Genomic DNA, 17,419 nt, shown 5'->3' with positions numbered 1-17,419 from the left:
AGTAGCGGCCCAGACCAGACAACATGACGATATCGACCACAACCACCGGATCACCGCGTTGCAGACTTCCAGCCAGGACACGCCCCCCGTCATCGAGATCCGCGACCTGCACAAGAGCTTCGGGTCGCTGGAGGTGCTCAAGGGGGTCAACATCACCGCCCGGCGCGGCGACGTGGTGTCGCTGATCGGATCGTCGGGGTCGGGAAAATCGACGCTGCTGCGCTGTGCCAACCTTCTGGAGGACAGCCAGCAGGGCGAGATCCTTTTCAAGGGCGAGGCCGTGAAGTGGCGGGGCTCGGGCAACCACCGCCACCCAGCCGACCCCGCCCAGGTGCTGCGCATCCGCACCAACCTGTCGATGGTGTTCCAGCAGTTCAACCTGTGGGCGCACATGACCATCCTGCAGAACGTGATGGAAGCGCCGATCACCGTTCTCGGCCGCGACCGGACCGAGGTGGAACGCGCCGCCCGCGCCTATCTGGACAAGGTGGGCATCGGCGACAAGTGCGACGCCTGGCCGGCGCAGCTGTCCGGCGGCCAGCAGCAGCGCGCCGCCATTGCCCGCGCCCTGTGCATGGAGCCCGAGGCGCTGCTGTTCGACGAACCCACCAGCGCGCTGGACCCGGAGCTGGAACAGGAGGTCATCCGGGTCATCAAGGATCTGGCCGCCGAGGGGCGCACCATGATCATCGTGACCCATGACATGAACCTTGCCGCCGACGTGTCGGACCACGTGGTGTTCCTGCACAAGGGGCTGATCGAGGAGGAAGGCCCGCCCGAAACGCTTTTCGGCGCGCCGAAATCGGAACGGCTGAGGGGGTTTCTTTCCCACTCTCAGCCCGCATAATCACAACACAACAGAACCTGAGGGAGTCGATCCATGAAGAAACTGATCCTTGCCACCGCCGCGCTTGCGCTGAGCGCCGGCATGTCGCTGGCCCAGACCGTCCGCATGGGCACCGAAGGCGCCTATCCTCCGTACAACTTCATCAACGACAAGGGTGAAGTGGACGGGTTCGAGCGCGAACTGGGCGACGAGCTGTGCAAGCGCGCCAGCCTGACCTGCGAATGGGTCACCAACGACTGGGATTCCATCATTCCCAACCTGGTGTCCGGCAACTACGACACCATCATCGCCGGCATGTCGGTCACGCCCGAGCGCGACGAGGTGATCGATTTCACCCATGAATACGTCCCCGCCTCGCCCTCGGCCTATGTGGCACTTTCGGATGGCGTGGATCTCAAGGGCGGCGTGATCGCGGCCCAGACCGGCACCATCCAGGCCAACTATGTCGCCAATTCCGGCGCCACGCTGGTCGAGTTCGCCACTGCCGACGAAACCATCGCCGCCGTGCGCAACGGCGAGGCCGACGCGGTGCTGGCCGACAAGGACTACCTTGCCCCGATCGTGGCCGAGAGCAACGGCGAGTTGAAATTCGTCGGCGACGACGTGGCGATCGGCGGCGGTGTCGGAATGGGCATTCGCGAATCCGATCAGGAGCTGCGCGAGAAGTTCAACAAGGCGATCGATTCGATGAAAGCGGACGGTTCGCTCAATGCGCTGCTGAAGAAGTGGTTCGGCGAAAAGGCGCTTTTGTGGTAAATCCCTGAAACCCTGACAGGGGGCGGCCGCGGCCGCCCCCCGCATTTTCCGGCATCTCCGGCATGTTCTCCTTCTGCTCAGATCCCGACAGCCTGTCCGCCCTGCCCTGGTTTTCCTGCTACCTGACCACGGGCAAGCACATGGCGTTCTACTGGTCCTTCGGCACCGTGCTGCTGCTGCTGGCGATCACGGCGCCGGTGGCGCTGGCCTTCGGCTTTGCCGGGGCCTCGGCGGCACGGTCGCATTTTCCGCCCCTTCGCTGGCTGGGCAAGGGCTATATCGCCATCGTCCGCGGGGTGCCGGATATCGCCTTCTTCCTGTTCTTCGTGATCGCGCTGGACCAAGGCTTCGAATACATCCGCCACAAGATCAAGTGCCCCGACTGGGACCAGCCGATCCGGCAGGGCAACGACTTCATCGTCTGTCCCGAGGCCAAGCTGCCGCTGTCCACCTCGCCCCAGATCTGGCACGAAATCTACGGCTTCTCGCTGGCGATCCTGACCTTTGCCCTCGTCTATGGCGCGTTCTCGGCCAATGTCCTCTATGGTGCCATGCGCGCGGTGCCGCGGGCGCAGATCGAAACCGCCGAGGCCTACGGCATGACCCGCCGCCAGACCTTCTGGCGCATCCTCGTGCCGCAGATGTGGGTCTATGCACTGCCCGGCCTGGGCAACCTGTGGATGGTGCTGATCAAGGCCACGCCGCTTTTGTTCCTGCTGGGGGTCGAGGATATCGTCTACTGGGCGCGCGAGCTGGGCGGGGCGAAGATGGCCAAGTTCTCCTCGTACCCGCACCCGGACTGGCGGATGTGGTATTTCCTGGCGCTGCTGGTCTTCTACCTCGGCTTCACTAGGCTGTCAGAAATCGTGCTGGAGCGGATCACCCGGCGCCTGTCGCGCGGGCAGGCCACGCTGGCCGGCGAAGCGCAGAGAAAGGCCGCCGCGTGATGGAGTGCCTCGACACCATCGCGGCCTACGGGCTGCGCGCCATCGGCATCGGAGAGCGGCTTCTGCCCCGGTCCGACTTCACCCTGTGCCAGCAGTTCACGCTGATCGGCTCGGGCATGATCTGGAACATCTATTTCGGCACGCTGGCGCTGCTGTTCGGTTTCTTCCTGGCCACGGCGGTGGCGGTGGCCAAGGGGTCGCGCCGGCGCTGGCTGCGCAAACCGGCCGAATGGTTCATCTTCATCTTCCGCGGCTCGCCGCTCTTCATCCAGTTCTTCTTTGCCTATTTCCTGTTTCTCAGCCTCAAGGGCGTGAACCCGTTCTTCGACCCGTTCACCTCGGCCTGGCTGGGGGCGCTGATCGTGCTGTTTCTGAATACCTCGGCCTATTCGGGCGAAATCTTCTACGGCGCGCTTCAGTCGATCCCCAAGGGCGAGGTCGAGGCGGCAGATGCCTATGGAATGTCCGGCTGGTCGCGGTTCCGGCGGATCATCTGGCCGACCATGCTGCGCCTGGCCTGGCCGGCCTATACCAACGAGGCGATCTTCATGTTCCATGCCACCACGCTGGTGTTCTTCTCGGGCTTTCCGGCGTGGCGGCAGAAGGGGGATGCGCTCTATTACGCCAACTACTTCGCCGACAAGACCTTCAACCCCTTCATCCCCTATCCGATCCTGGCGATGTATTTCATCCTGCTGACCCTGGTCATCATCTGGATCTTCGGCCGCGCCAACCGTTACCTGAACCGCCACCTGCCGCAGGAACGCCGGGCCAGAATGCGATTCCGCCCCAATTTCCTGCGCTGATCTGCCACCACCCCGGACGGCGCGCAATGCAGGCCCGGACGGGCGCGGGGAAATTCCGCTTGCCATTTCCCCGTTTCGGATATTAGAAATTTGATCAAATTATTCAGCACGCGCGGCGGTGTCCCATGAACACGCATGACTGGCTTCGGCACAATCCCCGTATCCGGGCCGTGCATGTGGCCGCATCCGACCTCAACGGCCAGCCGCGCGGCAAGCGGATCCCTGCGCATCGCGCCGACAAGGCAATCGGAGGCGGCATCCGGTTCCCGCTTTCGGCGCTCAACCTCGATATCCGGGGCGAGGACATTCTCGGCAGTCCGCTGGTGCTGGAAACCGGGGACCGCGACGGGGTGCTGCGCCCGACCGAGCGCGGCTTCGTGCCGATGCCGTGGCTCGAAACGCCCTCGGCGCTGCTGCCGATCTGGATGTTTCACGATGACGGGCGCCCTTTTGCCGGCGATCCGCGCCATGCCCTTGACCGGGTGGTGCGGCGATACCGCGAACACGGGCTGACCCCGGTGGTGGCGGTCGAGCTGGAATTCTTCCTGATCGACGATTCCGGCGAGAGACCGCAGGTGCCGCGCTCGCCCCGCTCGGGCAGGCGGCGACGGGCGGGCGAAATCCTCTCGCTCAGGGCGCTTGAGCGTTTCGACCCGTTCTTCACCGCGCTATACGACGCCTGCGAGGCCATGGACATCCCCGCCGATACGGCCATTTCCGAAGCCGGCCCGGGCCAGTTCGAGATCAACCTCATGCATCGCGCCGATGCGCTGCGTGCCGCCGATGACGCGTGGCTGTTCAAGATGCTGCTCAAGGGCATGGCCCGGCGCCACGGGTTTGCCGCCTCCTTCATGGCCAAGCCCTATGAAGACCGTGCCGGATCGGGGATGCACGTGCATTTCTCGGTCCTGGACGAGGAGGGGCGCAACGTCTTCGACGATGGCAGCGCGCGGGGCAGCGACAGTCTCATGCACGCCATCGCCGGCTGCCTCGCGGCCCTGCCCGGAACCGCGCTGGTCTTTTTCCCGCACGATAACAGCTATGCCCGGATCGTCCCCGGCGCACACGCGCCCACCGGCATCTGCTGGGCGCATGAAAACCGCACCGCCGCGCTGCGCGTGCCCGGCGGCGATCCGGCGGCGCGGCGGATCGAACAACGGGTGGCGGGGGCGGACGTGAACCCATATCTGGTGATCGCGGCAGTGCTGGGCGCGGCCCTGAACGGGATCGAGGACGCACGCCTCCCCCCCGCCCCGGTGACCGGCAATGCCTATGAGCAGGACCTTCCCCGCATCCCTTCGCAATGGGCAGACGCCATCGACCGCTTCGAATCCGATGCCGAGGTGGCGCGGATATTTGCGCCGGATCTGATCCGCAACTATGTGATGACCAAGCGGCAGGAACTGGGCTACATACCGGACCTGTCGCCGCCCGAACGCATCGATATCTACCTCGAATCGGTCTGACGCAGCGCCCCACGGCGCCCGGCATGGGCCGAAAGCAATGGTGAGACATGAAGATCGGCATTCTCCTGACCGGACACGCCCCCGATGACATGATCGAACGGACCGGCGATTACGACCGGATGTTCCGCGAGCTTCTGTCGGGGCATGGATTCGACTTTAAAACTTGGGCGGTGGTGGACGGGCAGTTCCCCCCCGGCCCCGGCGCCGCCGATGGCTGGCTGATCACCGGATCGCGCCACGGCGTCTATGACGAGCTGCCCTGGATCGCCCCGCTCGAGCAGCTGATCCGCGACATCCACGCGCGCGGGCTGCCGCTCATCGGCATCTGCTTCGGCCACCAGATCATCGCCCGCGCCCTGGGCGGCCGGGTCGAGAAGTTCTCGGGCGGCTGGGCGGTGGGGCGGACCAAATACGATCTGGGCGGGCGCAAGGTGACTCTGAACGCCTGGCACCAGGACCAGGTGACCGAACCGCCCGAAGGCGCCCGGGTGGTGGGCAGCAACGATTTCTGCAGATACGCCGCGCTGGCCTATGGCGATCACGTCTGGACGCTTCAGCCCCACCCCGAATTCGACAACGCCTTCATCCGCGGCCTGATCGAAACGCGTGGTCGCGGCGTGGTGCCCGACGCGGTTCTGGACGATGCGGCGGCGCGGCTTAACGGGCCGAACGATGCCGCGGCGATGGCCGAAGACATGGCCCGATTCTTCCTCCGGCACGCCGGAACCGACACAACCGACACGACCAAACGGAATGCGAGGGCCTGATGGCCAAGACATGGACAGACCAGTTGCCCGAAGCCGCGCGCGCCTATCTGGACGGCAGGCGCCTGGACGAGGTGGAATGCATCATCCCCGACCTGCCGGGCATTGCCCGCGGCAAGGCGGTGCCGGCCTCGAAATTCGCCCGGCAGGCACAGTTCCACCTGCCCGACAGCATCTTCTTCCAGACCATCACCGGCGAATGGAGCCGCGCCGCGGGCGATGAGGGCTATATCGAACGCGACATGGTCCTGACCCCGGACATGAGTACCGCCAGCGCCGCGCCATGGACCGCCGACTGGACGCTGCAGGTGATCCACGACGCCCATGATCGCGACGGCAACCCGATCCCCTTCAGCCCCCGCAACGTGCTCAGGAAGGTGGTGCAGCTCTACCGCGACCGGGGGTGGGAGCCCATCGTCGCCCCCGAGATGGAGTTCTACATCGTCGCCCGCAACCTCGACCCGGCCCGCCCGATCGAGCCGATGATGGGCCGCTCGGGCCGTCCGGCGGCGGCGCGCCAGGCCTATTCGGTAACCGCTGTGGACGAATTCGGCCCGGTCATCGACGACATCTACGACTTTGCCGAGGCCCAGGGCTTCGAGATCGACGGCATCACCCAGGAGGGCGGCGCCGGCCAGCTGGAGATCAACCTGCGCCATGGCGACCCGGTGAAGCTGGCCGACGAGGTGTTCTATTTCAAGCGCCTCATCCGCGAGGCGGCGCTGCGCCACGACAGCTTCGCGACCTTCATGGCCAAGCCCATCGAGGACGAGCCCGGCAGCGCCATGCACATCCACCACTCGGTGGTGGACATCGAGACCGGGCGCAACCTGTTCTCGGGCCCCCAGGGGGGCGAGACCGACCTGTTCTTCGGCTTTCTCGGCGGGCTTCAGACCCACATGCCCGAGGCCATCGCCATCATGGCCCCCTATGTGAACAGCTATCGCCGCTATGTGAAGGACTTTGCCGCGCCGATCAACCTGGAATGGGGGCGCGACAACCGCACCACGGGGCTGCGCATCCCGCTTTCGGGCCCCGAGGCGCGGCGGATCGAGAACCGCATCGCGGGCATGGACTGCAACCCCTATCTGGGCATCGCCGCCTCGCTGGCCTGCGGCTATCTGGGCATGGTCAACGAGCTGTGGCCGCGCAAGCAGTGCAAGACGGATGCCTACCGCGGCGAAGGCGACATCCCCCAGGTGATGGGCGACGCGCTGGACCAGTTCGAGGCTGCAAGCGCATTGCACGACATTCTCGGCCCCGAATTCGCCCGCGTCTATCTGGCGGTGAAACGGGCCGAATACGAGGAATTCCTGCAGGTGATCTCGCCCTGGGAGCGCGAGCACCTGCTTCTGAACGTCTGACCCCGCCGCCGGCCGAGAGAGGCACGCCATGAACCTTCTCCACTCCAACGACCGGCGCGGGGAATATCCACGCAGCTGGTACGCCGCGACCGCCCGCCCGCTGGACCCCTTCCCGCCGCTCAGGGGCGAGACGCGGGCCGATGTCTGCGTGGTGGGGGCGGGCTATACCGGGCTGTCGGCGGCGCTGCACCTGGCCGAAGCCGGCCTCGACGTGGTGCTGATCGAGGCCCACCGGGTGGGCTTCGGCGCCTCGGGGCGCAATGGCGGACAGCTGGGCAGCGGCCAGCGGGTGGAGCAGGACCAGCTGGAAAGGCTGGTCGGACGCGACGATGCCGCGAAGCTGTGGCAGATGGGCGAGGACGCCAAGGCGCTGGTGCGCGATCTGATCGCGCGCCACCGCATCGACTGCGACCTGAGGCCGGGCATCCTGTGGACCGGCTCGACCCCGGCGGATGTACGCCACCTGCACGAATACGGCACGCTGCTGCGCGAACGCTACGGTTATGAGCAGATCGAGCTGCTCGACGAAGATGCCTGCCGCGCCATCTGCCCCTCGCCGGACTATCGCGGCGGCTGCCTCGACATGGGCGGCGCGCATCTGCACCCGCTCAACTTCGCGCTGGGGCTGGCGCGGGCGGCGGCGAAGGCGGGGGTGCGCATCCATGAGAACACCGAGGTCCACCATATCGAGGAACACCGCCCGGCGGTGGTGCGCACCGAGAAGGGGCGGGTGGTGGCCGATCACGTCATCCTCGCCTGCAACGGCTATCTGGGCGGGCTGAACCGCAAGGTGGCGGCACGGGTGATGCCGATCAACAACTTCATCGTCGCAACCGAACCACTGGGCGAGGATGCCCGGCAGGTGCTGGCCCGCGACGTGGCGGTGGCCGACAACCGCTTCGTGATCAACTATTTCCGCCTCAGCTCCGACGGGCGGCTGCTGTTCGGCGGCGGCGAAAGCTATGGCTACCGCTTCCCGCGCGACATCGCGGCGGTGGTGCGCAAGCCGATGACGAAGGTCTTTCCGCATCTGCGCGACGTGCGCATCGACTACGCCTGGGGCGGCACGCTGGCCATCACCATGAAGCGCCTGCCCTACCTGGCGCGGGTGGCGCCCAACATCCTGTCGGCCTCGGGCTATTCCGGCCACGGGGTCGGCAACGCCACCCAGGCGGGGCAGCTGATGGCGCTGGCGATCCGGGGCGAGACGGAAGGATTCGACACCATGGCGCGCCTGCCCGTGCCCCCCTTCCCCGGCGGGCCGGGGCTGCGCACGCCGCTCCTGGTGCTGGCCATGACCTGGTTCGCCCTGCGCGACCGGCTGGGGCTCTGAAGACCGACCGGAAACGAGACGCTCTGCCCCCCCGCGAACACCCCGGCAACACCCCCTCCTTCCTCTTGCCTGCAAATACTCCGGGGGTGAATTGCCCCGCAGGGGCAAGAGGGGGCAGCGCCCCCTCCCCGGCTCCCCCGCCCCCGAACGCCACCCGCACGGGAAAGGACCCTTGGCTTGACAGGACATCTGATTTAGAATTTCCGAAGGACGGATTAAGGAAAACGAAATATGCAACAGGCTCCCGACGTTCATCAGGCCGAACCCATCCCCGAGGCCGCGCGCGAGGCGATCGAGGCGCTTTTGCAGTCGGGCGACCTGTTCCGCTACACCGCGCCTGAAAACGCCCCGGTATCGCTGCTGGAGGCCGAATTCGCCGCGCTGATCGGGGCGCGCTATGCGCTGGCGGTGTCGTCCTGCTCGGCGGCGCTGTTCCTGTCGCTCAAGGCGCTGGGGCTGCCGCGGGGGGCGCGGGTGCTGATCCCCGGCTTCACCTTTGCCGCGGTGCCCTCTTCGGTGATTCATGCCGACTGCGTGCCGGTGCTGTGCGAAGTGGGGGACAACTACCGCGTGGACCTGCCCGATTTCGCAGCCAGGCTGGACGGGGTGCAGGCGGTCATCATCAGCCACATGCGCGGGCATACCTCGGACATGGACGCGATCATGGAGCTGTGCTCCGCGCGCGCCATTCCGGTGATCGAGGATGCGGCCCACTCGCTCGGCACCACCTGGCGGGGGCGCAATATCGGCACCATCGGGCGGGTGGGCTGCTTTTCCTTCCAGTCCTACAAGATGATCAATGCCGGCGAAGGGGGGATTATGGTCAGCGACGATGCCGACCTGGTGGCACGCGCGGTGATCCTCTCGGGCGCCTACGAGCACAACTGGAAAAAACATCCCGTCCTGCAGGACGCCTTTGCCCGGTGGCAGAACCGGCTGCCGCTGTACAATCTGCGCATGTCCAACCTGGCGGCAGCAGTGATCCGCCCGCAACTGCCCGAACTGGCGCGCCGCGTCCGCCAGGGCCGGGCCAACCACGATCACGTGGCCGCGCGGCTGAACGCCTCGCCCTGGATCGAGGTGCCCGCCCCCCTGCCCGGCGAGGAACGAGCGCCCGATTCCATCCAGTTCAACCTGCGCGGGCTGAGCGACGACCAGACCCGCGCCTTCGTCGAGGCGGCGGCGGCGCGCGGGGTGGGCGTGCAGGTCTTCGGGATGAGCACCGACAATGCGCGCGCCTTCTGGAACTGGCAATTCCTGCCCGACCTGCCCGATCTGCCCCGCACCCGCGCCATGCTGATGCGGGCCTGCGACGTGCGCCTGCCGGTGCATCTGAACCGCGCCGATCTGGACCTGATTGCCGACATCATTCTGGACGCGGTAACCGAGGCGACAGGACCGGCCCGCGCCTTCGGGACCTGACCCAGAAGACGAAACTTCAACTCAGCCTGGACAGCTTCTCCTGCAGCTCGGCAAGCTGCTTGCGGATTGCCTCCAGGTCTTCGGCGCTGCCACCGCCCTTGCCGCCCTCGTCTTCCGCGCCTTCCTGCCCTGGCCCCGACCACTGGCCACCCAGCCCCTTGGTCATCGCCTTCAGGAACGCCTGCTGCTGGGCCTGGATCGCCTCGAATCCCGGCATCTTCGACATCGGGTTCAAGGCGTTCATGTTTTCCATGATCCTGGCCTGGCTCTCGCGCAGCATCTCGAAAGATTGCTGCAGGAACTGCGGCATCACCCCGCCGCCGGGCAGCATGTAGGCGCGCACCAGATCGTTGAGCACGTTCACCGGCAACACGTTCTCGCCCCGGCTTTCGTGTTCGGCGATGATCTGGAGCAGGTATTGTCGGGTCAGGTCGTCGCCGGTCTTGAGATCGATGATCTGCACTTCGCGCCCGTCACGGATGAAACCGGCGATATCCTCGAGCGTCACGTAATCGCTGGTCTCGGTATTGTAGAGCCGCCGGCTCGCGTAGCGTTTTATCAGAAGCGGTTTGTCCTTGTCGGCCACCTCGTTTCCTCCCCGACATTGCGATGCAGAAAACACTATGCGAGCGCAGAACAAAATGAAAGACCGGCGCGAACGGGCAGATCCCCTTCCCCGCCCCACCGCGCGAATGGCCGTTCCCGGGCCGGACAAGAAAATGGGCGGGCCAAAGGCCCGCCCTTACAATTGCACCGACTGGGAGGAGGAGGGTTGGTGCAATGTTGTCCGTATTCTTACTTCGCAGCCGCTTTCCTGGTGGCAGCGGTGACTTCGCTGGTCGCCTTCTTGACTGCGGCGGTCGCGTCCTCGGCGGCGGTCTTGCCGGCAGACATCAGAAGCTCGACGGTATCCATCTGAACCTTCTTTGCGATCTCGGCGAAGGCGGCCATGTTCTCGGCAGCCACTTCGGCCGAAGAGCTGGCGAAATCGGCGAAAGCCTTGGCGTAATCGGCGGGTTCGGCCTTGGCCTTGGACACTTCGGCCAGCTTGGCGATGGTGTCCTTGGTCCACTTGTTCGACAGCTCGACCGATTTCTCGGCGGCGTTCAGCGCCACGCCGGTCAGTTTTTCGTTCAGTGCCGCGGTGTTCCTGAAGGCGCCTTCCAGCGCCGATGCGTCAACGGGGAATGCACCCATGAAGTCTTTCATGATCCCGGTGAAATCCTGAGTCTTTGCCATGTCCTGATCCTTTCATGCTTTCCGGGATCGTCCCGGATCGCGTCATCCTGTCTGAGGACAATATGCATTCTGCAACGCAGCATTTCAAGAGGAAAATGCCGCGTTGCAGCAAAAAAGTTTCAACTCGATATCAACGGCTTGCCCGCGCCCTCACGTAGGTGCCCGGCGCGGGGCACAGTGGCGGGTGAGTCGAATCACCCGGTTTCCGGGCAGGAACCTTCTTGCCCGAGCGCGGTCGCAGCCATGCCTCCCAGCGCGGCCACCACGACCCCTGGTGATAGGTGGCCCCTTCCATCCAGCCTTCGGCATCCCGGCCCAGGTCGTCATTGGTGTAGTGACCGTATTTCTTCTTGCTGGGCGGATTCACGATCCCGGCGATATGCCCCGATTCCGAGACGACAAACGTCTTGTCCTTCGCCCCCATCATCTGCACGCCGCGATAGCAGTCCTTCCACGGCGCGATGTGGTCGCCTTCGCAGGTAATCGCCATCAGCGGCACGCTCACGTCGCGCACGTGCAGGCGATGGCCCATCAGTTCGAACCCGTCGGTGACGAACGCGTTGCGCTGGCACAGGCCGCGCAGATACTGCATCACCATCCGGGCCGGCAGGTTGGTCCCATCGCCGTTCCAGTAGAGCAGATCGAAGGCCGGCGGCGTCTCGCCCAGCATGTAGCTGCGAATGGCCGGCAGATAGACCAGATCGTTGGGCCGCAGATAGCTCATGGTGCGGGCCATGATGAACGAGCGCAGCATTCCGTGCTCCTTCACCTCCTTTTCGATCTCGTCGATGAAATCCTCGTGCAGGAAGGGGGTGAACAGGCCCTGATCGGAAAAATCGGTCAGCGCGGTGAAGAAGGTCGCCGATTTCACCGACCGATCGCCGCGCTGCTTGAGCAGCGCCAGCGTCAGCGCCAGCGTGGTGCCGGCGATGCAGTAACCCACCGCATTCACCTGGCGGACGCCGCAGATCTTCTTCGCCTCCTCGATCGCGGTCAGGAAGCCTTCCTCGATATAGTCCTCCATGCCTGTATCGGCGAAGGATGCGTCGGGGTTCACCCAGCTGACCACGAACAGGGTATAGCCCTGATCGACGATCCAGCGGACGAGACTGTTTTGCGCCTTCAGGTCGAGGATGTAGAACTTGTTGATCCAAGGGGGGAAAAGGACGATCGGAATCCGGTACACGGTATCGGTGGTCGGCGCATACTGGATCAGCTCCATCAACCGGTTGCGAAACACCACCTCGCCCGGCGCGGTGGCAATGTTGCTGCCGATCTCGAAGGCGCTTTCGTCGGCCAGCCGCACCACCAGCTCGCCGTCATTGGCCTCGAGATCCGCCACCAGGTTCTCCAGCCCCCGGACCAGCGATTCGCCATTCGTTTCCAGCGCCTTCTGCAAGGCATCCGGGTTGGTCGGCAGGAAATTCGTCGGCGCCATCATGTCGATGATCTGACGGGTGAAATGGGTCAGCCGCCGCTTTTCCTTCTCATCCAGATCCTCGACCGAGTCGACCGCCCTTTGCAACGCCTCGGCATTGGTCAGATACTGCTGCTTGATGAGATTGAAATAGGGGTTGGAATTCCACAACGGGTTGGAAAAGCGCCGGTCGCCCCGGCTCTCGCCTTCCTCATCCTCTCCGCTGCGCAGCCCTGTCAGCGCCCGCTGGGCCTCGGCGAAATTCAGAACCGACCGGCTCCAGTATTCCACCTGCTGCTCCATCAGCCTGGCCGGGTTCTGCATGGCCTGCGTCCAGAACGCCATGGCCGCCTTGGCAAGCACTTCGTGATCGGGCGCGGTCAGGGCCGGATTGTGCGAGGTCTTGCGGGACATCACCTCGATCAGGCGCCTGGAAAGCTCCTCGACCCGGGCCATGTTCTCCTTGAGCTTCTCAAGGTTCACGGCGGCCGGAACAGCTGCGCCATCTTCGCTTGTTGTCATTTTAACAAATCCCTCATACTCTCGCTGCTGTGCAGAATAACGTGGCCGTCGCCGGGGGGGAAGCGGCGAATGGCCGGGTGGTTTGTGGACGCGCGAAGGAGCTCCGAATGCGTTACCTGATGACCTATGACCTGATGGAGTCGGCCCGCAACGCCAACCAGTGGCTGGGCGCGACGGCACTTTCCTTCGCCTCCTACCCGGTGTTCAGCATGGTGCCGAACCCGATGCTCGACTGGATGGCCGCCTGGGGGGAAGTGACCGAACGCACCTATCAGCGCATGGTCGCCAGGCCCGACTGGGGAATCCGCACCTTTACCTGCGAGGACGGCAAGGATCACCTGGTGGAAATCGTGCCGGTGGTGGAACGCCCCTTCGGCGACCTAATCGAATTCCGCGTCAATGGGCGCAAGCCGATGCCGCGCAAGGTGCTTCTGGTCGCACCCATGTCCGGCCACTACGCCACGCTGCTGCGCAGCACGGTCAAGAGTCTGATCGTCAACTGCGACGTCTATATCACCGACTGGCACAATGCCCGCGACATTCCCGTGTCGGAAGGCAGGTTCGACATCGAGGACTATACACTCTACCTTGTCGATTTCATGCGCGAACTGGGGCCTGACACCCACGTGATCGCGGTATGCCAGCCGGCGCCGCTGACGCTGGCCGCGACCGCCTACCTGGCCGAGCGCGACCCCAAGGCACAGCCGCAGACGCTGACCCTGATCGGCGGCCCGATCGACCCCGACGCCACCCCCACCGAGGTGACTGATTTCGGCCGCCGCGTGACCATGGGCCAGCTCGAGGAAATGGCGATCCAGCGCGTGGGCTTCAAGTACAAGGGCGTGGGCCGGATGGTCTATCCGGGCCTTCTGCAACTGGCCTCGTTCATGTCCATGAACATGGAACGCCACGCCACCGCCTTCAGCGAACAGATCAATCGCGTGATGCGTGGCGAGGCATCGGATCACGATGCCCACAACCGGTTCTACGACGAATACCTCGCGGTGATGGACATGACCGCCGAGTTCTACCTTTCCACGGTCGAGCGCATCTTCAAGAATCGCGAAATCGCCCGAAACGAATTCACGGTGAAGGGCCACCGGGTGGATATCGGCAAGATCACCGATGTCGCGGTGATGACCGTCGAAGGCGGCAAGGACGACATTTCCGCCCCCGGGCAGTGCATCGCCGCGCTTGAACTCACCACCGGCCTTGCCGACGACCGAAAGGCCCATCACCTCGAACCCGAGGCAGGTCATTACGGCATCTTCGCCGGGCGGTCGTGGCGCGACAACATCCGCCCTCTGGTGATCAGTTTCATGGACGCCAACAGCCGTGGCAAGACCCGCACACGCAAGCCTGCCAACCACAACGCCGCTGCGAAATAGCCCGATGGCAAGGCCCGGACAGGACGAACCGCTCGGCTTCTCATGCACCTGCGGGGCTGTCCGCGGCCACCTCTCGCCACGGGCCGCTGCCCGGGGCACGCGGCTGACCTGCTTCTGCCGCGACTGCCGCGATGCGCAGCGCCTTCTGGGCCAGCCCGACCCCGCCCCCGATGGAGTCGATCTGCTTCAGATCACACCGGACATGATCACCTTCGAGACAGGGCTGGACCGCGTCGGCCTGCTCCGGCTGACGCCCAGGGGTCTAATGCGGTGGTACGCAACCTGCTGCGGGGCCCCGCTTTTCAACACGCTCGCCTCGCGCCGGCTGCCATTTGCCGGTGTGGCGGTTGCGCGGCTCGACGACCCCGGCCGCCTGCCTCCGGCGCGCATCCGGCTGTTCCGGCGCGACGCGGCCGGCAAGGTCCGCACCGAAGGCGGAGGCCGCATGGCCGCCGGGGTCTTCGCGCGCATGGCCACGGCCGCCCTGTCCGGCCGCTGGCGGGACAACCCCTTCTTCGACGAGGCCGGCAAACCGATCGCGCCCGCCCGCATCCCCGCCCCCGACGAACGCGCCGCCCTGCGCGATCACGCGGGCGACTGATCCAGCCACGCCCGCATAGCCCGCGTCACCTCCTCGGGCCGCTCCAGCGTCGGCAGGTGACCAGCGCCGGAGATGATCTCCAGCCGCGCATCCGGGATCAACGCAGCCATGAACTCGTGGCGTTTCACCGGGGTCAGCGCATCATGTTCGCCGCACAGCACCAGCGCCGGCGCCTTGCACTTGCGCAAGGTGCCCTGCTGATCTGGACGCCGCTGCAGCGCGCGCGACTGGCGGATGAACAGCTCCGGGCCCAGCTCTTCGGCCATGGCATACATCTTTTCAAGTATCGCCATCCGCTGCGGCCCCGGCGCCAGGAAGGACGGCCTCAGCGCTTCGCGCATCACCTCGCCCAGCCGCCCGGCCCGCGCCTGCGCGATCCACGGCTCGCGCAGAGCAGCGATCTGCGGCGGCTCGGCCAGCGGATCGGTGTCCATCAGGCAGATCCGCGCCACCCGCTCGGGCACCCGGCGCAGAACTTCCATCGCCACGATCCCGCCCATGCTCAGCCCGGCCAGCGCGAACCGGCGCGGCAGCTGATCCAGAATCGCCTCGGCGATCGACTCGATCCGCTCGCCCAGGGAAATCGGCGCCACCATGACCGCGCGCTCGCGGGAAAACTCGGTAATCTGCGGCTCGTAGAGCCGCGCGTCGCACATCATGCCCGGCAGGAAAACCAGAGGTTCGACCATTCTCACCCGCCCCCCAGAACGTCCAGAACGGCGCGCTCGATGATCCCCAGGCAGCGCTCGTCGGAAAAGCGGTGATCGGCCCCCTTGACCAGCGTCAGCCTCATGTCGGGGCACTCGGTATGCTCCAGCAAGCGCAGCGCCGTCTCGACCGAAACCGCCGTATCGGCCGTCCCCTGCAGGCAGCGCACCGGAAACGGCAACCGCAGCGGTGCACGCAAAACCAGATGCCGCCGGCCATCCTCGATCATCCGCGCGGTGACGATATAGGGCTCCATGTAGTCCGAAGGCAACTCCACGTGCCCCACCTCTTCCAGCGCCCGCTTCTGCGCCTCCGAAAAATTCGCCCAATACCCGTCCTCGGTGAAATCCGGCGCCGCGGCGATGGTCACCATGCCGGCAATGCGCCCGGGCATGGCACGGGCCAACAGCAGCGCCTGCCACCCGCCCATCGACGAGCCCACCGGCACCACCGGCCCCTCGGTCAGCGCCGAAACCGCCGCCACCGTATCCTCGTGCCAATCGCCGATGCAGCCCTCCTCGAAACGGCCACTGCTCTCGCCATGCCCGGAATAGTCGAACCGCAGAAAGGCCCGCCCCTGCGCCTGCGCCCAGGCCTCCAGATGCACCGCCTTGGTGCCCTCCATGTCCGACTTCAACCCGCCCAGGAACACGATCCAGGGGCCCCGCCCCTCGCTGCGGTGATAGGCCAGCCGCCGGCCCTGCGGAGTCTCCAGAAACGCCTCGGCAACCATTGCATCTCCCCCTTGCCCGCGCCCATCATGCACGCAGGGCCGGGATGCGCAATTCCCCTTCCTCTTGCCGGAAATACTCCGGGGTTCGGGGCAGAGCCCCGATCCGCGCGCAGCGCAGATCGGCGCGCGCCGCAGGCGCTCCGCCCGACCGCAGCCGCCTCAGCACCCCAGCCCCAGCCGCTCGAGATGCGCCACGCCCTCCACGACCCGGTCGAACTCGCGTACCTCGACGATCAACCGCGGGCGCGCGGCGCACATCTGAAGCGCCTCGAACACCGCATGCCAGCCGATATTGCCACACCCCGGCGGCCAGTGCCGGTCGGCATAGCCGTCGGTGTCGTGCAGATGCACATGCCCCAGCAGCGCACCGGCATCGCTGATGTAGCGATCCGCCGGAGCCGCACCGCACATGTTGTGCGCCCAATGGGCGTGACCGACATCCACCGACAGCCGAAGCGCCGGGCTGTCCGCCGCCTCCACCACCGCGCGACGATCGGCCGGATCGCAGTCCTGAATGTTCTCCAGCACCATCTCCACGCCGATATCCTCGGCGCGCGCAATCGCCGGCTCCAGCGTATCCAGAATCGCCGCGACGCGACGTTCCCGATCCTTCGGCGCATTGTCCAGATTGTGCGCATCCCAATAATCATAGGGCGAATGAATCACCATCTGGGTCGCCCCCAACGCCTCGCAGACCGCCAGCGCCTGATCCAGCCGCGCCTGCACCAACGAGCGGATCTCGCGGTCCTTCACGTCCAGTTCGAACCCGGCAAAGGGGCCGTGGATGCCCAACCGCCCATCCCAGCCGTCCAGCTTCTCCTTGGCCATGGCGATGAAGGGTTCCGGCGCGCGCAGGATGTCCACCATGCTGAATTCGGGCAGCTCCAGGTCGCGATCCCTCTCGAACAGCCAGTCGCTGTGACGGTCGAGATCCAGCACGCTGAGCTGCGCGCCAATCACGGGAAGCTCGGCCATGAACCAACGTCTCCTCACTCGGGGCAGTTTCGGCCATCCTGACCGACACGCCCGCAGAGGCAAGGGAAAAGACAACCGCCCGGCGCCTCCGCATCGGGCGACATGATCGCGGCAATTGCCTCGCATGACCC

Annotated in this window: 17 protein-coding genes; 11 read left to right on the top strand and 6 right to left on the bottom strand. The window is 65.6% G+C overall.

All coding sequences use genetic code 11. The features are described 5' to 3' along the window. Positions 1-58: 58 nt before the first annotated feature. From ACZ5CM_RS04205 to ACZ5CM_RS04165, 9 genes are all read left to right on the top strand, one after another. A complete protein-coding gene (locus ACZ5CM_RS04205) occupies positions 59-847 on the top strand; it encodes an ABC transporter ATP-binding protein (RefSeq protein WP_464641473.1) in 789 nt (262 codons plus the stop codon). 33 nt (positions 848-880) lie between these two features. Then, positions 881-1,603: a transporter substrate-binding domain-containing protein gene (locus ACZ5CM_RS04200; RefSeq protein ID WP_464641472.1), complete on the top strand. Its 723-nt coding sequence runs from the start codon at positions 881-883 to the stop codon at positions 1,601-1,603. 62 nt (positions 1,604-1,665) lie between these two features. Beyond that, a complete protein-coding gene (locus ACZ5CM_RS04195; RefSeq protein WP_464641471.1) occupies positions 1,666-2,550 on the top strand; it encodes an ABC transporter permease in 885 nt (294 codons plus the stop codon). Next, positions 2,550-3,356, top strand: a complete 807-nt coding sequence (locus ACZ5CM_RS04190; protein ID WP_464641470.1) for an ABC transporter permease — start codon at positions 2,550-2,552, stop codon at positions 3,354-3,356. The genes ACZ5CM_RS04195 and ACZ5CM_RS04190 overlap by 1 nt, the downstream gene beginning before the upstream one ends. A 125-nt stretch (positions 3,357-3,481) precedes the next feature. Further along, positions 3,482-4,822: a glutamine synthetase family protein gene (locus tag ACZ5CM_RS04185; RefSeq protein ID WP_464641469.1), complete on the top strand. Its 1,341-nt coding sequence runs from the start codon at positions 3,482-3,484 to the stop codon at positions 4,820-4,822. A 47-nt stretch (positions 4,823-4,869) separates the two neighbouring features. After that, positions 4,870-5,589 (top strand): type 1 glutamine amidotransferase, encoded by a 720-nt coding sequence (locus ACZ5CM_RS04180; RefSeq protein WP_464641468.1) that lies wholly within the window; start codon positions 4,870-4,872, stop codon positions 5,587-5,589. Then, positions 5,589-6,950 (top strand): glutamine synthetase family protein, encoded by a 1,362-nt coding sequence (locus tag ACZ5CM_RS04175; protein WP_464641467.1) that lies wholly within the window; start codon positions 5,589-5,591, stop codon positions 6,948-6,950. The genes ACZ5CM_RS04180 and ACZ5CM_RS04175 overlap by 1 nt, the downstream gene beginning before the upstream one ends. 28 nt (positions 6,951-6,978) lie before the next feature. Next, a complete protein-coding gene (locus ACZ5CM_RS04170) occupies positions 6,979-8,283 on the top strand; it encodes an NAD(P)/FAD-dependent oxidoreductase (protein ID WP_464641466.1) in 1,305 nt (434 codons plus the stop codon). 231 nt (positions 8,284-8,514) lie between these two features. Then, on the top strand, positions 8,515-9,705 hold the full coding sequence (locus ACZ5CM_RS04165; RefSeq protein ID WP_464641465.1) for a DegT/DnrJ/EryC1/StrS family aminotransferase: 1,191 nt from the start codon (positions 8,515-8,517) through the stop codon (positions 9,703-9,705). A gap of 16 nt (positions 9,706-9,721) precedes the next feature. On the opposite strand, the gene phaR is transcribed toward ACZ5CM_RS04165, so the two are convergent. The 3 genes from phaR to phaC all read right to left on the bottom strand — a co-directional run bounded on the left by phaR (position 9,722) and on the right by phaC (position 12,883). Continuing rightward, positions 9,722-10,291, bottom strand: a complete 570-nt coding sequence (phaR, locus tag ACZ5CM_RS04160; protein WP_464641464.1) for a polyhydroxyalkanoate synthesis repressor PhaR — start codon at positions 10,289-10,291, stop codon at positions 9,722-9,724. A 209-nt stretch (positions 10,292-10,500) separates the two neighbouring features. Continuing rightward, positions 10,501-10,944 (bottom strand): phasin family protein, encoded by a 444-nt coding sequence (locus ACZ5CM_RS04155; RefSeq protein ID WP_464641463.1) that lies wholly within the window; start codon positions 10,942-10,944, stop codon positions 10,501-10,503. A gap of 130 nt (positions 10,945-11,074) precedes the next feature. After that, positions 11,075-12,883 carry a class I poly(R)-hydroxyalkanoic acid synthase gene (phaC, locus tag ACZ5CM_RS04150; protein ID WP_464641462.1) on the bottom strand — a complete coding sequence of 603 codons (1,809 nt, stop codon included), beginning with the start codon at positions 12,881-12,883 and terminating at the stop codon, positions 11,075-11,077. A 107-nt stretch (positions 12,884-12,990) separates the two neighbouring features. On the opposite strand from phaC, the gene phaZ reads away from it, so the two are divergent. Together phaZ and ACZ5CM_RS04140 are read left to right on the top strand one after the other, a co-directional pair. Beyond that, entirely contained in the window at positions 12,991-14,271 is a 1,281-nt protein-coding gene (gene phaZ, locus ACZ5CM_RS04145; RefSeq protein WP_464641461.1) for a polyhydroxyalkanoate depolymerase, read from the top strand. A 4-nt stretch (positions 14,272-14,275) separates the two neighbouring features. Then, complete coding sequence (locus ACZ5CM_RS04140) at positions 14,276-14,872, top strand: DUF6151 family protein (RefSeq protein WP_464641460.1); 597 nt, start codon at positions 14,276-14,278, stop codon at positions 14,870-14,872. Here the strand turns inward: ACZ5CM_RS04140 and ACZ5CM_RS04135 are convergent. The 3 genes from ACZ5CM_RS04135 to ACZ5CM_RS04125 all read right to left on the bottom strand — a co-directional run bounded on the left by ACZ5CM_RS04135 (position 14,857) and on the right by ACZ5CM_RS04125 (position 17,288). Then, a complete protein-coding gene (locus ACZ5CM_RS04135) occupies positions 14,857-15,561 on the bottom strand; it encodes an alpha/beta fold hydrolase (protein ID WP_464641459.1) in 705 nt (234 codons plus the stop codon). The genes ACZ5CM_RS04140 and ACZ5CM_RS04135 overlap by 16 nt on opposite strands. 2 nt (positions 15,562-15,563) lie before the next feature. Next, on the bottom strand, positions 15,564-16,313 hold the full coding sequence (locus tag ACZ5CM_RS04130) for an alpha/beta fold hydrolase (RefSeq protein WP_464641458.1): 750 nt from the start codon (positions 16,311-16,313) through the stop codon (positions 15,564-15,566). Positions 16,314-16,472: 159 nt separating this feature from the next. Then, positions 16,473-17,288, bottom strand: a complete 816-nt coding sequence (locus tag ACZ5CM_RS04125) for a sugar phosphate isomerase/epimerase family protein (protein WP_464641457.1) — start codon at positions 17,286-17,288, stop codon at positions 16,473-16,475. Positions 17,289-17,419: the final 131 nt, after the last annotated feature.

It is taken from the genome of Piezobacter thermophilus (assembly GCF_055386745.1).
The sequence above is the reverse complement of the archived record's forward strand: the minus strand, read 5'-3'. Positions and strand labels throughout refer to the sequence as shown.

Bases quoted from the DNA above. Each gene is read 5' to 3' on its own strand.
- ACZ5CM_RS04200 (WP_464641472.1), top strand. From the start codon at position 881: ATGAAGAAACTGATCCTTGCCACCGCCGCGCTTGCGCTGAGCGCCGGC.
- ACZ5CM_RS04195 (WP_464641471.1), top strand. From the start codon at position 1,666: ATGTTCTCCTTCTGCTCAGATCCCGACAGCCTGTCCGCCCTGCCCTGG.
- ACZ5CM_RS04190 (WP_464641470.1), top strand. From the start codon at position 2,550: ATGGAGTGCCTCGACACCATCGCGGCCTACGGGCTGCGCGCCATCGGC.
- ACZ5CM_RS04185 (WP_464641469.1), top strand. From the start codon at position 3,482: ATGAACACGCATGACTGGCTTCGGCACAATCCCCGTATCCGGGCCGTG.
- ACZ5CM_RS04180 (WP_464641468.1), top strand. From the start codon at position 4,870: ATGAAGATCGGCATTCTCCTGACCGGACACGCCCCCGATGACATGATC.
- ACZ5CM_RS04175 (WP_464641467.1), top strand. From the start codon at position 5,589: ATGGCCAAGACATGGACAGACCAGTTGCCCGAAGCCGCGCGCGCCTAT.
- ACZ5CM_RS04170 (WP_464641466.1), top strand. From the start codon at position 6,979: ATGAACCTTCTCCACTCCAACGACCGGCGCGGGGAATATCCACGCAGC.
- ACZ5CM_RS04165 (WP_464641465.1), top strand. From the start codon at position 8,515: ATGCAACAGGCTCCCGACGTTCATCAGGCCGAACCCATCCCCGAGGCC.
- ACZ5CM_RS04155 (WP_464641463.1), bottom strand. From the start codon at position 10,944: ATGGCAAAGACTCAGGATTTCACCGGGATCATGAAAGACTTCATGGGT.
- phaC (WP_464641462.1), bottom strand. From the start codon at position 12,883: ATGACAACAAGCGAAGATGGCGCAGCTGTTCCGGCCGCCGTGAACCTT.
- phaZ (WP_464641461.1), top strand. From the start codon at position 12,991: ATGCGTTACCTGATGACCTATGACCTGATGGAGTCGGCCCGCAACGCC.
- ACZ5CM_RS04140 (WP_464641460.1), top strand. From the start codon at position 14,276: ATGGCAAGGCCCGGACAGGACGAACCGCTCGGCTTCTCATGCACCTGC.
- ACZ5CM_RS04135 (WP_464641459.1), bottom strand. From the start codon at position 15,561: ATGGTCGAACCTCTGGTTTTCCTGCCGGGCATGATGTGCGACGCGCGG.
- ACZ5CM_RS04130 (WP_464641458.1), bottom strand. From the start codon at position 16,313: ATGGTTGCCGAGGCGTTTCTGGAGACTCCGCAGGGCCGGCGGCTGGCC.
- ACZ5CM_RS04125 (WP_464641457.1), bottom strand. From the start codon at position 17,288: ATGGCCGAGCTTCCCGTGATTGGCGCGCAGCTCAGCGTGCTGGATCTC.